Source organism: Enterococcus sp. AZ079, assembly GCF_050547255.1.
GTDB lineage: Bacteria > Bacillota > Bacilli > Lactobacillales > Enterococcaceae > Enterococcus_D > Enterococcus_D casseliflavus.
Map to the genome: position 1 here is coordinate 1,860,199 of NZ_CP172955.1, position 15,423 is coordinate 1,875,621.

Genomic DNA, 15,423 nt, shown 5'->3' on the forward strand with positions numbered 1-15,423 from the left:
TCGTAAGCCTCCTTTTTCTGTCCGTTATATTGTATCAAAACATCCTCTATCTTGCATTGATTTTTCGTATTTTTTTTGTCATTTTAAGATTTTTTTCCATCTTGCCACCAAAGTTTAATCAGCGCCTGCGTTCCGTCATTTTCGAAGCCTTTTTCAGCTAACTGATCATACAATTTTTTAGCTAAAGCGGTGCTTGGCAAATCCAATCCCATCTTCTTGGCCTCATCCAAAGCGATCCCCAAATCTTTGATGAAATGTTTGACAAAAAAGCCTGGTGAATAATCCTCTTTTAGGATACGAGGACTGTAATTCGTCATGGACCAATTGGCTGCCCCACCGCCAGAAAGCGTGTCAATCACTCGTGGTAAATCAAGACCGGCTTGATTCGCATAGACCAGCATTTCTGTCATCCCCGTCATGGTTCCGGCAATCATGATCTGATTGGCCATTTTCGTATGCTGACCTTTTCCTGCCCCTCCTTGAAGTTGAAACGTCTTTCCTAATACTTCAAAAAGTGGTTTTACTTGTTGGTAAGCTTCTTCATCGCCACCAACCATAATCGTTAGCGTAGCGTTTCTCGCACCAAGATCCCCACCAGAAACTGGCGCATCGATACTCGCTGCTCCTTTTTCCTTCGCTGTCTGGTAGATTCGTTCTGCCAAATCAGGTGTACTGGTGGTAAAATCCACCAATGTTTTGCCCGTCACAGCCGTTTGAAAAATCCCTTGAGGCCCATAGTAAACCTCTTCAACATCGGATGGATAACCAACCATTGTAAAGATGATTTCACTTTCTGATGCAACTTCTGTTGGGGTGTCACACCAAATTGCTCCATTCGCAACGAGTTCATCTGTTTTTTCTTTCGTCCGATTGTAAACATTCACTGTATGTCCTGCAGCTAAGAGATGACCAACCATCGCTTGACCCATGACACCAGTACCGATAAATCCTAATTCCATGCAGATCCCTCCAAAATAAAAAAGTTCATGTCTTTAGTATACGCTAAAAACATGAACTTGCGAAAATTTTCTGTTTAATCGATCGTTCGGCGAAAGGCCTTTAATTTTACTTTGAATTTTTCTAGTGTCTGCTCGGTTTCTTTTTCGATGCGTTCTGTTTCATAATAAGCGACCATGTCATGGTAGAAAGATAGCATCGACTCACCGAAGCGCAATGCCGAGATCTCGTACATTTTTCTAGCAAGAACTTCGGGATCAGCAGGAATCTTTCGTTCATAATAATCAATAAATGCTTTTGCGAAATCCCGATCACTCTCATAGGTGACGCCTAAAGACGGATCATCGATCAAGGTATTTAAGTAGTCATTGCCTTCAACGACTAATGGCGTTCCAGCAGCCATTGCTTCCGTGTAAGTCAGTCCTTGTGTTTCTGATGTGGACGCACTAACGAAGTAATCCGCAGCGTGGTAATAGATCGCCACTTTATCATTTGCCACTTCACCGACGAATTGAACATGGTCAGATAAAGCCATATCCACCACTTTTTCTTCTAATTTTTCTTTATGCGGACCTTTCCCAACAATCACTAATTGCGCATCAGGAATCTTCGTTAAAATTTCTGGCATGCCGTCGATGATTGCTTGGATATTTTTTTCATAAGAAATACGACTGAGGGAAAGCAGCATGGGCTGATTCTCAGTGATGCCCAATTTCTCCCGCAATTCTTTTTTCATGTCAGTTGTAATATCCGGTCGGCGAAACTTCTCAACTTCGATCCCTGTGGGGATGATCCGCATTGGTGAAACCACACCATACCCTCTCAGCGTATCGATGACCCGTTCACTTGGACAAACAACACCTGTCGAGTGGTTGGCAAATAGCCGTGAAAGATATTTCACGTGAGATGGCCGCAAGACCTTTCCGTTTGCGATATAGTGCAAGTAATCTTCATACATTGTATGGTAGGTATGGATCACAGGAATCTGCAATTTACGCCCCACCATTTTCCCCAACATCCCAGAACCAAACTCTGTATGGGTATGGATCAATTCCAATTCTAATTCTTTGGCGATCAAATAGGCATACAACATGCCGCGAACCACGATTCGCCGATCTTTGAAGGACACAAACGGGACACTTGGCATGCGAATGATATCTTCTTCATCCAGATCAGCATTTGGATCGGTCGTTGTAAAGATATACACTTTATGGCCTTTTTTCTCAAGCTCTTCTTTCAATGTCTTGATCGATGTCGCCACACCACTTACCTGGGGGAAGTAGGTGTCTGTAAAAAATCCGATTTTCAAAACGGTACCTCCAAACTTTACATTAGTTTCTTCATTCCGTATTCATCACTTTTGTATAAACCTCTTGTAATTTAAACCCAATTTCATCAATACTCTTTTGCTTTGCTGTTTCATAACCCGCTTCACTCAATGGTGGCAACGTGCCCTCCACGATTCCTTTGATTTTCTCAATAAATCCTTCATTGGTTTTTTCCATGTATGCATTGCGCCCATTACTTAGCCACCCTTTATAAACAGGAATATCCCGAACAAGCACATTTTGGCGGCTGGCTAACGCCTCAAGGACTACGATCCCTTCTGTTTCTTCATAAGAAGGAAAGAAGAATAAATCGGCAGCGGAATATGCGCCTTCGATAATGTCTCCTTTGATATAACCTGGAAACAACACATTTTCTGGATGGTCTTCATTGACGAGGTCGCGGATCTGTTTAGGAATCGTCATCATTGGTGTATGACCAAACCAGATAAACGTATACTCAGGCAACTGTCTAGCTATCTCTACAAAATCAAGAATGCCTTTTCGTTCAAAAAATAAACCGACGGATATAATGACTTTTTGATCTGGTAAGAGATTGAAATACTCGCGAAAGGCTTTTTCTTTCTCTTGATCCGGCTGATATTTGTCAAGATCGATGCCGTTTGAGATTGCCTCGATCGGTACTTGGATACCATACCCTTCCAAAAGTTCTTTCGAATAAGGAGTCGGGGTGATCAACTGATCGGCTCTAGAATAAAGATTGATCAAATATTTTTTATATAATGGCGAAAGCTGGTTTGAGCCGATAAATGAATTCCGAAAATCCTCTTCTGTAGAATGGGCATGGTAAATCACTTTTTTCCCTTGTCTTTTGGCTTTGTTGACCATGTGCATACTATTGATCCCATACGTGTTGATATGAAGGATATCATAGTCCTCATCATTTTTATCAAGAGTAAAAGGAATCCCGACAGATGTCAGCGCTCGTTGCTGATGGGCCAACGCTCGACCGATACCTGATTTAGCTAATAATTTTTCTCCTTCAAAATAAAGAAGTACTTTCAAAGATGATTCCTCCTTGGAAATGCTTATATCTGATATTAGTATACCATAGGCAATCGGAGACATACTCCTACCATGGTCCTAGATTTTGTTCCCCATTTAATCATGATACGTGAAAAACCTACGGAATCATAGCTTTATACAAAGATATGACAAAATTGTTCGTTTTCTGAAAAAACGAGCAGGCTGTTGCAAGTCAAATCGAACAAGATGGCTTCTTATAACAAAAAAAAGGCAACAAGCAAAATTGCTTGTTGCCTAGAAATGATTAGTTAACATACTGTTCGATTAGCTCAACAACTTCTTCCATTGTATCGCAATCTTCTAAAGCACGTTTTGCTAATTCTTGCATGTCAGTCGTTGACAAGCGTTTCATTAAGCTACGTGTTTTCAGAACAGATGTTGCACTCATTGAGAACTCATCTAAGCCCATACCTACAAGAAGTGGCACAGCAGTTTGATCGCCCGCCATTTCTCCACACATACCAGCCCATTTGCCTTCAGCATGCGCTGAGTCGATCACGTTTTTGATCAAACGTAAAATTGATGGGTTGTATGGTTGGTACAAGTAAGACACGCGCTCGTTCATGCGGTCTGCAGCCATTGTGTATTGGATCAAGTCATTGGTACCAATACTGAAGAAGTCAACTTCCTTCGCAAACTTGTCTGCTAAGACAGCAGCTGCTGGAATTTCGATCATGATTCCGACTTGGATCTCGTTAGAAACCTCAACGCCTTCGTCAATCAATTTTTGACGCTCTTCTTCATACATTTTCTTCGCAGTACGGAACTCTTTCAATGTTGCCACCATTGGGAACATGATACGTAAGTTGCCGTGAGCAGAAGCACGTAACAACGCACGAAGTTGGGTACGGAACATGTCATCCCCAAGTTCAGATAAGCTGATACGCAATGCACGATAGCCTAAGAAAGGATTCATTTCATGAGGCAATTTTAGGTAAGGAAGTTCTTTATCGCCACCGATATCCATTGTACGGACAACCACTGGTTTGCCAGCCATTCCTTCTAAAACTGCTTTGTATGCTTTGTATTGGTCTTCTTCTGTTGGGAAATCAGGAGAATCCATGTACAAGAATTCAGTACGGTATAAACCGACTGCTTCTGCACCATTGTTGTGGACACCTTCTAAATCTTTTGGCGTTCCAATGTTCGCAGCTAATTCAAAGTGCTTGCCATCAGCGGTAACTGTTTCGGCATCTTTCAATTTTTCCCATTCTGCTTTTTGTTCTGCGTAGGCTTTCCCAGCTTCAACAAATTCAGCTGCTTGGTCATCTGTCGGGTTGACGATAACGTCACCGATAATACCGTTAACAGCTAAGATGTCGCCCGCTTTCACTTTTGCAGTGATCTCCATTGTTCCAACGATTGCTGGGATTTCAAGAGAACGTGCCATGATAGCGGAATGAGAAGTACGTCCACCGATATCTGTTACAAAAGCTTTTACAAAGTTGCGGTCTAATTGTGCAGTATCACTTGGTGTCAAGTCATGCGCAACAACGACTACTTCTTCGTTGATCATTGAAGGATTAGGCAAAGTCACATTCAGCAAATGCGCCAAGATACGTTTTGCGACATCTTTAATGTCAGCTGCCCGTTCTTGCATGTAAGCATTGTCATCCATTGCTTCAAACATACCAATATACATGTCAGTAACTTCTTTCAACGCAGCTTCTGCATTGACTTTGTTATCTGTCACGTTTTGTTTGATTTGACCAATCATCTCAGGATCTGAAAGAACCATTAAATGAGCATCAAATACTTGTGCTTCTGCTTCACCTAAAGTTTGCGCTGCTTTGTCACGGATTTGTTGTAATTCCGCTGTTGACTTCGCTAACGCATCATCTAAGCGTGCTTCCTCTGCTGCAGTATCTTCAACTGATACTTTTGAAAAAGATAAATCAGGTTGTACTAACAGGTAGGCTTTCGCAACGGCTACACCATCACTAGCAGCAATTCCTTTTAGCATCTCAACCATTATTCAGACAAACCTTCTTTTTTCATTGTTTCTACGATTGCAGCGATTGCATCTGCTTCGTCAGCACCTTCAGCAGTGATAGTTACATCAGAACCTTGGCCAACGCCTAATGACATTACGCCCATGATTGATTTAAGGTTTACTGATTTACCTTTGTACTCTAAGTTGATATCAGAGTTGAATTTGCTTGCTGTTTGAACCAATAATGTAGCTGGACGTGCGTGAATCCCTGTCTCAGCAACTACGTGAAAATCTTTCTTTTCCATATTGATCAATCTCCTTTATGATACGTTTTTTTGTGTGAAGGCAAAATTTCCATGCATGCAATGACACCCGAAAAAAATCGCCCTTTCAACTGTTAAGATTACCATTTTTTTCCTCGATAGACAACCGTTTTCTCTTAAATAAACGATTGAAATAAATGTCCTATTTATTTTCTTGCACATAACGGTAGATGATCTTCCCATTTAAGCCCGCTTCTCCGACAAAAGAAGACCGATCTTCCAACTGGAGCCAGACATCTCTAAACGCCAGGAATTCTGGCTGTTGGACAATCAATTCTTGGATCTCTCCATTGCGCAAACGCGTTATTTCTGAAGCAAAATCTCTGTTCTCCATCCTCAATTCTCACCTCTTTCTTTCTATTATAATGGAATTACTTTTTATTTAAAAGACGCTTCTGCTAATGAAAGAGCGGCAAAAATTTTTACGAGTAAAATTCTTGCAGTCTGACAAAAAGTTAGTATAATAGAATTATGGTCAGTAAAGGTCAATAACACATTACCTCGAAGATGACCGTTTCTATGCACACAGCCCCTTTTCTTTTACAAGTGTAAAAAAGCGCCGTAAAATAAGGGTGTTGGAACAAATATGAAAGGTCGTGAATCTATGCTTTGTCAAAATTGCGGCAAAAATGAAGCGTCTATTCATTTATATGCCAGTGTCAATGGTCAAAGAAAACAACTCGATTATTGTCAAAGTTGTTACCAAAAATTAAAAGCTCAATCTGGGAATGCTGCAGCTGCAATGGCGCAAGATCCTTTTGGATTCGGCAATATTGATGATCTATTTCGTCAAATGTCTCGCCAGATGCAGCAAGGAAATACCCCTTATGAACAAACCCCTCCGACGCAAACCGGCGGTAACGGTTTTGTCGGCGGTCAGCCTCCACGCAATAACCAAGCACCTGCAGGTCTGTTAGGAGAATACGGTATCAATATTACCCAAATGGCTCGTGATGGCGAAGTCGATCCAGTCGTTGGTCGTGATTCAGAGATCAAACGAGTGATTGAGATCCTTAATCGTCGAACAAAAAACAACCCTGTGCTTATTGGAGAACCTGGGGTTGGGAAAACTGCCGTCGTTGAAGGGTTAGCCCAAAAAATCGTCGATGGCGATGTACCACAAAAACTGATGGACAAAGAAGTCATTCGTTTGGACGTTGCGTCTCTTGTTCAAGGCACAGGTATTCGTGGCCAATTTGAAGAACGCATCCAAAAATTGATTGAAGAAATCAAGCAAGCAGAAAACGTGATTTTGTTCATTGATGAAGTCCATGAAATCGTTGGCGCTGGTGCAGCTGGCGACGGAAATATGGATGCTGGAAACATCTTAAAACCAGCTCTTGCCCGTGGAGAACTACAAATGGTCGGAGCAACGACGTTAAATGAATACCGCATCATCGAAAAAGATGCTGCTTTAGAACGCCGTTTGCAACCAGTACGTGTGGATGAACCTTCTGTGGAAGAAACGATCCGCATCTTAAAAGGTTTGCAACCACGTTATGAAGATTATCATCATGTGAAATATACTGATGAAGCGATTGCAGCTGCCGCTACCCTTTCTAACCGATACATCCAAGACCGATTCTTGCCTGATAAAGCAATCGATCTACTAGATGAAACAGGTTCTAAGAAAAACTTAACGATCCAAATCGTTGATCCAAAAACGATCGAAAAGAAATTACAAGAAGCAGAAGAACAAAAACAAGCTGCCTCTCGAGAAGAAGATTTCGAAAAAGCTGCTTACTATCGCGATCAAATCAATAAATTGCAAAAAATGAAGGAACGCCAAATCAGCGAAGAAGAAACGCCAGTCATTACCGAAAAAGACATGGAACAAATCGTTGAAGAACGGACAAATATTCCAGTTGGTGAATTGAAAGAAAAAGAACAAACGCAATTGAAAAATCTTGCGGATGACTTGAAAGCTAAAGTTATCGGACAAGATGAAGCGATCGATAAAGTAGCCAAAGCGATCCGCAGAAATCGGGTCGGTTTAGGCAAACAAAACCGTCCAATTGGCTCTTTCTTATTCGTCGGTCCAACCGGTGTCGGGAAAACCGAATTAGCAAAACAATTAGCCTATGAGATGTTTGGTTCTGAAGAATCGATGATTCGTTTCGATATGTCAGAATACATGGAAAAACACAGTGTATCCAAACTGATTGGCTCTCCTCCTGGTTACGTTGGCTATGAAGAAGCGGGTCAATTGACGGAAAAAGTTCGTCGGAATCCATATAGCCTGATTTTATTAGACGAAGTGGAAAAAGCCCATCCTGATGTATTGCATATGTTCTTGCAAATTCTCGATGATGGTCGTTTGACGGATGCCCAAGGACGTACAGTCAGCTTTAAAGATACCTTGATCATCATGACAAGTAATGCTGGAACTGGCAAAGTTGAAGCCAACGTCGGCTTTGGAGCAGCGCGTGAAGGCATCACTCGTTCCGTGTTAAATCAATTGAACAATTACTTTACGCCAGAATTTCTCAATCGCTTTGACGGGATCATCGAATTCAAAGCACTTAGCAAGGAAAACTTGTTATCGATCGTGTCCCTTATGCTGCATGATGTCAATCAAACACTTAGTCATCAAAAATTGCATATCGATGTTCCACAAGACGTGCAAGAAAAACTGGTCGATCTAGGTTACAGCGCAACGATGGGTGCTCGCCCATTGCGCAGGACCATCCAAGATCAAATCGAAGACGGGATTGCTGAATATTATCTTGAGCATCCTCAAGTTCGTCAATTAAAAGCACAATTGGAGGATTCCGATAAAATCGTTGTAACTTCAGCTGAATCCTCTGCACTTCCTGAAGAAACACCTTCTGCTGAAGAGGAAAAACCATCGGAAACAGATGAGCAATAACGTGTCAAAACGGTGACCAAACCGTTCGTTTTGCCAGACAACCATGTTTTGCCAAAAAATTGGGTAATTCCGAGTTGTCTGGCTTTTCTTTTGAAAAAAAACGACCTATAATGTTATTAATAAATACATAGAATGTGAGGTGAGTCTGGTGAAATTAATCAACGTTACAAACAGCCATTCTCGACTAGTATTGAATCAACTTGAAAATACCGACGCAGAACTTGTAAAGGTTTACACTGCCGGAGACACGACAGTGATCTTTACCTCAGCGCCGAACCACAATGAAATTTTGCTGATCAATAAAAAACGGAATATTCGCCCGACGGAGGTAGAAGAAATCAAAAATTACTTCTTGAAAAAATTACCTGATGGCTCCTATGATCCTGCTACGATCTCTGTGATTCAAATGCCCGAAGTGGTAGAAATCTCCATCAAAAAAACGTTGTCTTCCTCACGTTAGCTTTGCCTAATCACGTGTTTAAAAAATATCTATAAAAGGTGACTGTCGCAGCCCTCTTTTATAGATATCTTTTTTTGTCTTCTCTCCTCCTTCTTTCGTCTAGTACTTCGACCAACGCTACCTGATAGTCAAGCAAAAAAAGAGAGCGTTACGCTCTCTTTTTCAAGTATATTTATTAGAAATCATCGACTGGATCATCACATGTAGATTGTGCCAATCCTTGGTACTATGAACATTGCCAAAAAATGTAAATTTCTGTGACTCATTATGGATCAGCACGCCATCAGAAACCAGTATGTCTGAGTCTCCTAAGTTCGAACTAAAGTGAATCACATTTTCATTGTAAATTTTCAATAGTTTGTTCTTAATGACCGGAATATATTCTGGGTGGTTCAAAAGAGAAATACCAATGCGAATCGGTTCCTCTTTTTGGATAGGTAAATAAGATGCTGTAATCTGAGCGATTTTCCTTAAGAAAAGGGCTTCTTTTTCTATTACAAACGAATGGCGCTGCAAGACGGTCGCAATCAACTCCTCCACCTCTAATACACGTTCGTTCGTAGAGGACAAATCTTCAGTAGACACAAAACTATCCAAAAAGAGATGAAGACAGCCCCATGTATTCATCACTAATTCATAGGTAAGAAACGCTTCGATCGCTTTGGAAAGATCATACTTTTGCGACAAGACAGCCACAACATCGGCAGAAAATTCGACCAATGGATTCCCCGAGAGGTTTCGCAGCTGTTTCCCCAAAAGAAGTTTCTCTTGATCCGAGATCGTTTCAGGTATGAAGAGAAAAACCCAGAAGTGATAAAAAATCTGTTCTTTCTCGATATCTTGCTGACTTCTGATCGGCAGCAGCTTGATCACTTGCTTTTCCCCATTGAGTTGCTTGATTTGCTCATAAATAGCGATGGAAGCTTCGTCTAATTCATTGACGATATAGCCCCTCAACACCGCATTTTCAATGATTGAAAACATAATGTCGTGCTTCACTTTAGTAGTTTTCAACGGCTCATATTCTTTCGCAGCTAATTCAACGCTTGCACGGGTGCGCTGATTGATGTAAACATTGCAAGCCATGATCTCAACTAAATAATGGTACATCCGCACACAAGGCTCTGCCCCTGTCAGATCAATGGAATCTGTATTGTTATTGATAGTAATCGGGACATTTTGGATAACCAGCATTTTTTTCAGATAGCTGATCAATTTATAACAATAAGAAATACTAAAAATCAATTCTTCTGAGATGTCCACCATACGGGTCTTTCTTTTTCTTAACAAATAGGATAATAGACGATAATAAGGAGATTCTAAGAAATACTTCTTCTTTAGATTCACAAAAATATGCAGGCTTTGTTCTTCGTTTAATTCTCGTGACAAATAAACGGTTCTCTTTTTCAGCAAAAAAATAGACTCGTCAAAGGTCGTAAACTCTCTCATATCTTCGGCGATTTCATTGATCAATATTTTCACCTGATACAAAGATTTGTTTATCGTTTCACATATTTTATCAAGAGACAGCTGCTTCTCCAAAATGATATTTCTAATAATAGTTAATTTATCTACCTGTTTTTTGGTTAAATAAAACCTATACAACTTTTCTATATACTCCAAAATTTTTTACCCGCCTTATTTAAAAAGTATCCTAGTTTCCAATTATAGTAAAATAAACTTAAATTTGAGCCTCTTTTTTCATTAAACGGACAATTTTAATAAAAACTTCAGAAAAATCCCCGCTTCTTTAAAACAGAACGGGTGAGAAAAACTTGTGAAACGATTCTTACCTTTTATAACAAAAAAGTGTTGGAAACCATTAAAAAGATCCTGTGAATTAGCTGTTTCCATAGACTTAGAAAAAATTCGTATTCTTTCATTGATTGGTAAGTGACTTGGAGAGTAAAATCATTTTCTAGCTGGACAAACTTCTTTGAGGAATCAAGTTCATTTCAAAGAGCTTGTAATAAAATATCTTCTCTTTTTAGCCAGCAATCTTTGTATTCATAAATGTTGATGATCGACAATTCATCACTGATCTCATTAATTGACCGCATAATTTCTTCATCATCCGAATCAACATTGCCAATGACATGCAAATCATAATGAATACCAGATTTATCCACGCACTCAACGATATAACTGATGACATCTCCCCAAAAATGTTCCAATCGATGCGTGCCTCCTGCTTTTTCTAGCCTTGAACGTTCAGCGATACACAAAACGTTTTTCGAAGAGTATTGCAAGATGTTGATTTCCCCTAGTGATTCTGCTAAGTAGTCAAGAACCGATTGACGATCATCCTCTTGATCCACAATTAAATTTCTCTCTAAAATCGTGTTCGTCTTGTTGCTGAAAAAGCGCACAGTCAACATGGTAGCATTCTTTTGTCCACTGAAATTTATTCTGGTTTGCAGCATTTTGATTCACTCCTTAAAAGAACTTTGATCCTCTGCTATTAAGGATATAGTAAGAACCAGCTGATTTTTATCGTCTTTTTTTCAAAAAAACTACAAATAAAATAATCATTGTCACTCTTTTTCTTTCTACTGACTAAAAGACCTGTCGATTAGAAACGAGTAGCAACTTCATAAAATTAAGAAAGACAAAAAAACTCTTTCAAAGCTTTCTTCAAAGAGTCTGATTGTATATTCTTAAAAAAATATGCTTCCTATTAAAATCTATGGTTCATGAGATAGCCATCCCACACAGTTAGTTTTTTGAGATTTCTTTATAACGAAACAAACATGAACGTTTATTAACACAGGAGTAACCCTTGATGTCTCTGTCGCTTGAAGCTAGAAGAATTGTAGGTGCAGATTACTAATTGAATGAAAACGTTAATTGATATTTTTTCATAAGTAACTTCGATATACCTATCCAATAGGAACGCATAAATAGAATCATACTTTTCAATCCCCACCCTACGCAACTGTTCATACGCGTAAAGCTACTTCCAAAATAGTTTCTTAAAAATGATAAAAAGTTGATTTCTATTGAATTGCAGGGGTTCACTAAAGAAATATTAAACATGAATTTTCAGAACTAGTTTCTCTGACAGCGACTGATTCAGAGCAAATTCTCAGAGACTACGAATAACATTTTTTTCGTTTTTTAGGTCCAATTCTAGTTGGAACGACAATTCTTTTAACTCTGAGAAGACTTTGACTTAAAATAAAAGCCAAAATATAACCCTGCAACAAATTTACTTTCATAGTGATTATTACCGAATTGATAATTCGTAGACAGAAAGATAGGTCGACTTGATAATCAGCATCATTTGACCACTAGAATATTTAATTAAATTATTGTATAAAAAAATCAGATTAATAAAATACTTTCTACTTTTTCATTAAAAATAGCGAAAAAACGGATAATAACATAATACACCATCATTGTATACTTTATTTAAGCAGTAAATCATCTGCAAAAATTAAAGTGAGGTTTTATTATGAAGAAAGTTATTTTGGGTACAACATTGGCAACATCTTTACTACTAGTAGGAGGAATCACTGCGTCAGCGACTATTGGAGACCCGGTTACCGCTCCCCCAATCGCTGTTACTATCACCGAACCAGAAAATGGTGTTAGCTTTACATTTAACACCTTGACTTTAAATGAATTCGAAATTAGTGAAGACTTATTGGATGGAACTCAGGAAGGAACTATTGAAAACGTTGGTGGAACATTAACAAACTTGACCCGTGACTCTATGAGCGTTACCATTAGAGTTTCTTCTGGATCTGATGGTATCTACTTCTCAAATTCACTGAAAGAAATCTCTTTGACAGCAATAACTGCAGACCCTATCGCTCGTTCAACAGAAGGCGAGCCCGTTGACTTCACATTCAATCGTCAAACTGCTTTGCTAGATGGCACACCCACTATCACAGTAACTGCATCAGATACTACTGACTCAGGCAATGGTCAACAACTTTAATTCTTAAAAAGGATAGCATATGGATAAAATATCAAAACACAGAGACTCTTTTCTAAGAGTTTCTGTGTTCTTCCTCATATTGACAATAATCGCAAATATAAATATAAGTATTGCAACAGCGAATGAGACGACGAATACTTTAAAACTATCACTTAGTGATACCGAATATGAAACATCAAGAAATACTCTTACTTTTCCTTCTGATGTTGATAAAAAGTATACATTTGAAATTAAACTGGAAAACATTGGAGCTGGTGATTCATCAATAGCGGTCACTCCCTTTTCTTCAACTGCTATTTCAAGAGAATCCTCTATTTTGTACACCTCGAATACAGAGAACCTTCTCGATGATAAATACGACTTTTCAAATTATGTTACTATCGCTTCAGATGCTATAGACGAAGAGAATCAAATAGAAATTGCCCCTAATGAATCTGTTGGTGTCAGCATTACCATAAATGTTCCAGACGACATAGAGCTTGAAGGTACTGTAATGGGTGGAATTAATTTTAAGCAAATATTAGGTGTTCAAACAGCTGAAGATTCTATTAGTATTGCGTCTGCCTACGAGTCTATCATTTTTATCAACTTACTTTTTAGTGAAGTGGAAGAGATCAAAGACGTCGTTTATGAAGACTTCTCCTTCGTTGCTCTTCAGGACATGGCAAACCTACAATTTTATGCACTTAACTATAATCCTATTTTAGGCAACTTAAACAATGCGCTCTACGAACTAATAAACCCCAATGGAGAAACAATTGCCTCTGGGGAGTTAGCAGATTCCGTTCTTTTAACGCCGTTAACCAAATCAAGAATGCAGATTCCTTTAATAGACGATAGTGAACTTATTGAAGGCGAATACCGTTTAACTATAGAAACAACTAGAAAAGCGATCACGACTACTTTTTCTTATGAGAAAGAAGACTTGGATAACTTCAAAAAAGAGAACCGTCCAACGAACACTGCCGATGTTCAGACAAATAATCAAATCCTTATCTGGATCATCTTTGTTCTCGTTGCAGCGTTGGCAGCTGAAGTCATCTATATTTTTAAATCAAAAAGAAAAAGAGAGGGCTAGTGTTGTGACCCCAAAAGTTAGCTTTTAGGACTAACTTTTGGAGGTCGCTTCAAAGCTCCTTTTTTTAGTACCACCAATTAGTCTCAAACTTATTCAGCAAAAGCACTTTTCACCTAGTATTAGAAAAAGATGTGCAAAAAAACCGCTCCTATTCAGCTAAGCGGTTTTTTCTACACTAGTTTTAAACATATCTTTTATCAAAAATCACTTCTTTTGTAAAAATTGTCGCTATCTCGTACTGGCACTCTTCCTCTAAACGATCCTCATGGACAGTATCATCATTGATATCCTCAAGTGATTCTTCTTGGCTGAATGAATCATTCTCTAATGAGTCTTCTTCCTCTGGGCGTTCAGATTCATCTTCAATGCCATTGTCTTCTTGCTTTTCATCCTCTTGGTCTTCATCTGTCAAGTTTTCATCTGGAATCTCTTCTTTTTCCTCATCCGTCTGATTCATTTTCATCTCTTTCGTAAAGGTCTCTGAATCATCAATTGCTGTAAACGTGACTGATAGGTAGTACTCAGAGTTGGCATCAAGATATTCCTTTATGTTCAATGTTGCAGCTACGTTAAGAATCATTGATGTTTCATCAGTATCCTCAATCAGAATGATCTTCTCTTCCGAACCGTTCACGCTGTTTAGTTCTGCTGAAAATCCTTCTCCGACAGTCGTGATCGTTACGTCAAAAGCACCTTCACTGCCGTTGCTATTGACGGTCAGCTGAAGATCTTGTGTGGTTTTCAACAAATAATAGTGTTCGTCCTTAAAGTCAATCGTGTTCAAATCAAAAATCAACGTTTCGGAAACCTCATCAGCTGCAGCCTCTATTGTTGGAAAGAAAAATATCGCCGAAAATATGAATAACAAACTTTTTAGCACTACCTGGTCCCCTTTCTGGTTTCAGAAATCACTTTTATTTAATAAATAATCATTTGCTTTAGCAAAATCGATAGATAGATAACTAGTAGACTAGCAATAAGACTAATTCATTTTGGCGTCCCGAAGCCATGGTTCACCAACTGAAAACTTAAACCATCTGTTAGAAGTGCTTCAAATGAAGTTTCAAGGGCTATCACCGATTCATGCTCAGATAAAGAAAGCTTAGGCTTCACTAGTAGCATCTGACAAAAAGAACATGTCCTCGATCAAATGATTAAACGACCTCTATCACTGGCAATCTATTCTCTGCTATCCCTCTACTTTCAAACAAGTGAAAATTTCCTGAATCATCAAATGGGCCTATGATATTTTTCTATTCATTTCAAATGCATTTCCTTGTGGTCACCTTTAATACTACGCTCTTTTTCCGACTCATTTTATCTTCTTTTAAAAGAATGGTTATAAATTAGGATAATTGTCTGATCATTGGACGATTGCCCCCAATCATGCAACCTTCCTTCTGTATCAAAAGCACGTTTTCAGCAAAAAAAGCCCCTTCTTATCCATTTGAATAAGAAAGGACTTTCTACGATCGTTCAATTAAAAAA

Annotated in this window: 13 protein-coding genes; 4 read left to right on the forward strand and 9 right to left on the reverse strand. The window is 39.0% G+C overall.

Annotated features, from left to right (window positions below; genetic code table 11):
- Positions 1 to 83: 83 nt before the first annotated feature.
- The 6 genes from IGJ15_RS08955 to IGJ15_RS08980 form a co-directional block, all read right to left on the reverse strand.
- On the reverse strand, positions 84 to 959 hold the full coding sequence (locus tag IGJ15_RS08955; protein WP_010748078.1) for an NAD(P)-dependent oxidoreductase: 876 nt from the start codon (positions 957 to 959) through the stop codon (positions 84 to 86).
- Positions 960 to 1,033: 74 nt separating this feature from the next.
- A complete protein-coding gene (locus IGJ15_RS08960) occupies positions 1,034 to 2,266 on the reverse strand; it encodes a glycosyltransferase family 4 protein (protein ID WP_005225884.1) in 1,233 nt (410 codons plus the stop codon).
- A 31-nt stretch (positions 2,267 to 2,297) separates the two neighbouring features.
- Positions 2,298 to 3,308, reverse strand: coding sequence for a glycosyltransferase (locus tag IGJ15_RS08965; protein ID WP_010748077.1), 1,011 nt, complete (start codon positions 3,306 to 3,308; stop codon positions 2,298 to 2,300).
- Positions 3,309 to 3,573: 265 nt separating this feature from the next.
- A complete protein-coding gene (gene ptsP / locus IGJ15_RS08970; RefSeq protein ID WP_005225882.1) occupies positions 3,574 to 5,301 on the reverse strand; it encodes a phosphoenolpyruvate--protein phosphotransferase in 1,728 nt (575 codons plus the stop codon).
- Positions 5,301 to 5,567, reverse strand: a complete 267-nt coding sequence (locus IGJ15_RS08975; RefSeq protein WP_003126335.1) for a phosphocarrier protein HPr — start codon at positions 5,565 to 5,567, stop codon at positions 5,301 to 5,303. The genes ptsP and IGJ15_RS08975 overlap by 1 nt, the downstream gene beginning before the upstream one ends.
- A 160-nt stretch (positions 5,568 to 5,727) precedes the next feature.
- The gene (locus IGJ15_RS08980) at positions 5,728 to 5,919 is read right to left on the reverse strand and encodes a hypothetical protein (protein WP_005225880.1); all 192 of its coding nucleotides are present in this window, start codon (positions 5,917 to 5,919) and stop codon (positions 5,728 to 5,730) included.
- Between the two features lie 270 nt (positions 5,920 to 6,189).
- Between IGJ15_RS08980 and IGJ15_RS08985 the strand changes: the two genes are divergently transcribed.
- The gene (locus IGJ15_RS08985; RefSeq protein ID WP_172462585.1) at positions 6,190 to 8,454 is read left to right on the forward strand and encodes an ATP-dependent Clp protease ATP-binding subunit; all 2,265 of its coding nucleotides are present in this window, start codon (positions 6,190 to 6,192) and stop codon (positions 8,452 to 8,454) included.
- Positions 8,455 to 8,602: 148 nt separating this feature from the next.
- Positions 8,603 to 8,914 carry a DUF1827 family protein gene (locus IGJ15_RS08990; RefSeq protein ID WP_005225878.1) on the forward strand — a complete coding sequence of 104 codons (312 nt, stop codon included), beginning with the start codon at positions 8,603 to 8,605 and terminating at the stop codon, positions 8,912 to 8,914.
- Positions 8,915 to 9,076: 162 nt separating this feature from the next.
- On the opposite strand, the gene IGJ15_RS08995 is transcribed toward IGJ15_RS08990, so the two are convergent.
- Both IGJ15_RS08995 and IGJ15_RS09000 read right to left on the reverse strand, forming a co-directional pair.
- Positions 9,077 to 10,396: a helix-turn-helix domain-containing protein gene (locus IGJ15_RS08995; protein WP_225582179.1), complete on the reverse strand. Its 1,320-nt coding sequence runs from the start codon at positions 10,394 to 10,396 to the stop codon at positions 9,077 to 9,079.
- A 473-nt stretch (positions 10,397 to 10,869) separates the two neighbouring features.
- Positions 10,870 to 11,337, reverse strand: coding sequence for a hypothetical protein (locus IGJ15_RS09000; RefSeq protein WP_010748074.1), 468 nt, complete (start codon positions 11,335 to 11,337; stop codon positions 10,870 to 10,872).
- Positions 11,338 to 12,368: 1,031 nt separating this feature from the next.
- Between IGJ15_RS09000 and IGJ15_RS09005 the strand changes: the two genes are divergently transcribed.
- Positions 12,369 to 12,857: a hypothetical protein gene (locus tag IGJ15_RS09005; RefSeq protein WP_194186101.1), complete on the forward strand. Its 489-nt coding sequence runs from the start codon at positions 12,369 to 12,371 to the stop codon at positions 12,855 to 12,857.
- Positions 12,858 to 12,876: 19 nt separating this feature from the next.
- Positions 12,877 to 13,935, forward strand: a complete 1,059-nt coding sequence (locus tag IGJ15_RS09010) for a WxL protein peptidoglycan domain-containing protein (RefSeq protein WP_010748072.1) — start codon at positions 12,877 to 12,879, stop codon at positions 13,933 to 13,935.
- A 181-nt stretch (positions 13,936 to 14,116) separates the two neighbouring features.
- Here the strand turns inward: IGJ15_RS09010 and IGJ15_RS09015 are convergent, their stop codons facing one another.
- On the reverse strand, positions 14,117 to 14,815 hold the full coding sequence (locus IGJ15_RS09015; protein WP_010748071.1) for a hypothetical protein: 699 nt from the start codon (positions 14,813 to 14,815) through the stop codon (positions 14,117 to 14,119).
- Positions 14,816 to 15,423: the final 608 nt, after the last annotated feature.

Coding starts and splice junctions, on each gene's coding strand:
- IGJ15_RS08955 (WP_010748078.1), bottom strand. CDS start 959: ATGGAATTAGGATTTATCGGTACTGGTGTCATGGGTCAAGCGATGGTT.
- ptsP (WP_005225882.1), bottom strand. CDS start 5,301: ATGGTTGAGATGCTAAAAGGAATTGCTGCTAGTGATGGTGTAGCCGTT.
- IGJ15_RS08975 (WP_003126335.1), bottom strand. CDS start 5,567: ATGGAAAAGAAAGATTTTCACGTAGTTGCTGAGACAGGGATTCACGCA.
- IGJ15_RS08980 (WP_005225880.1), bottom strand. CDS start 5,919: ATGGAGAACAGAGATTTTGCTTCAGAAATAACGCGTTTGCGCAATGGA.
- IGJ15_RS08985 (WP_172462585.1), top strand. CDS start 6,190: ATGCTTTGTCAAAATTGCGGCAAAAATGAAGCGTCTATTCATTTATAT.
- IGJ15_RS09000 (WP_010748074.1), bottom strand. CDS start 11,337: ATGCTGCAAACCAGAATAAATTTCAGTGGACAAAAGAATGCTACCATG.
- IGJ15_RS09005 (WP_194186101.1), top strand. CDS start 12,369: ATGAAGAAAGTTATTTTGGGTACAACATTGGCAACATCTTTACTACTA.
- IGJ15_RS09010 (WP_010748072.1), top strand. CDS start 12,877: ATGGATAAAATATCAAAACACAGAGACTCTTTTCTAAGAGTTTCTGTG.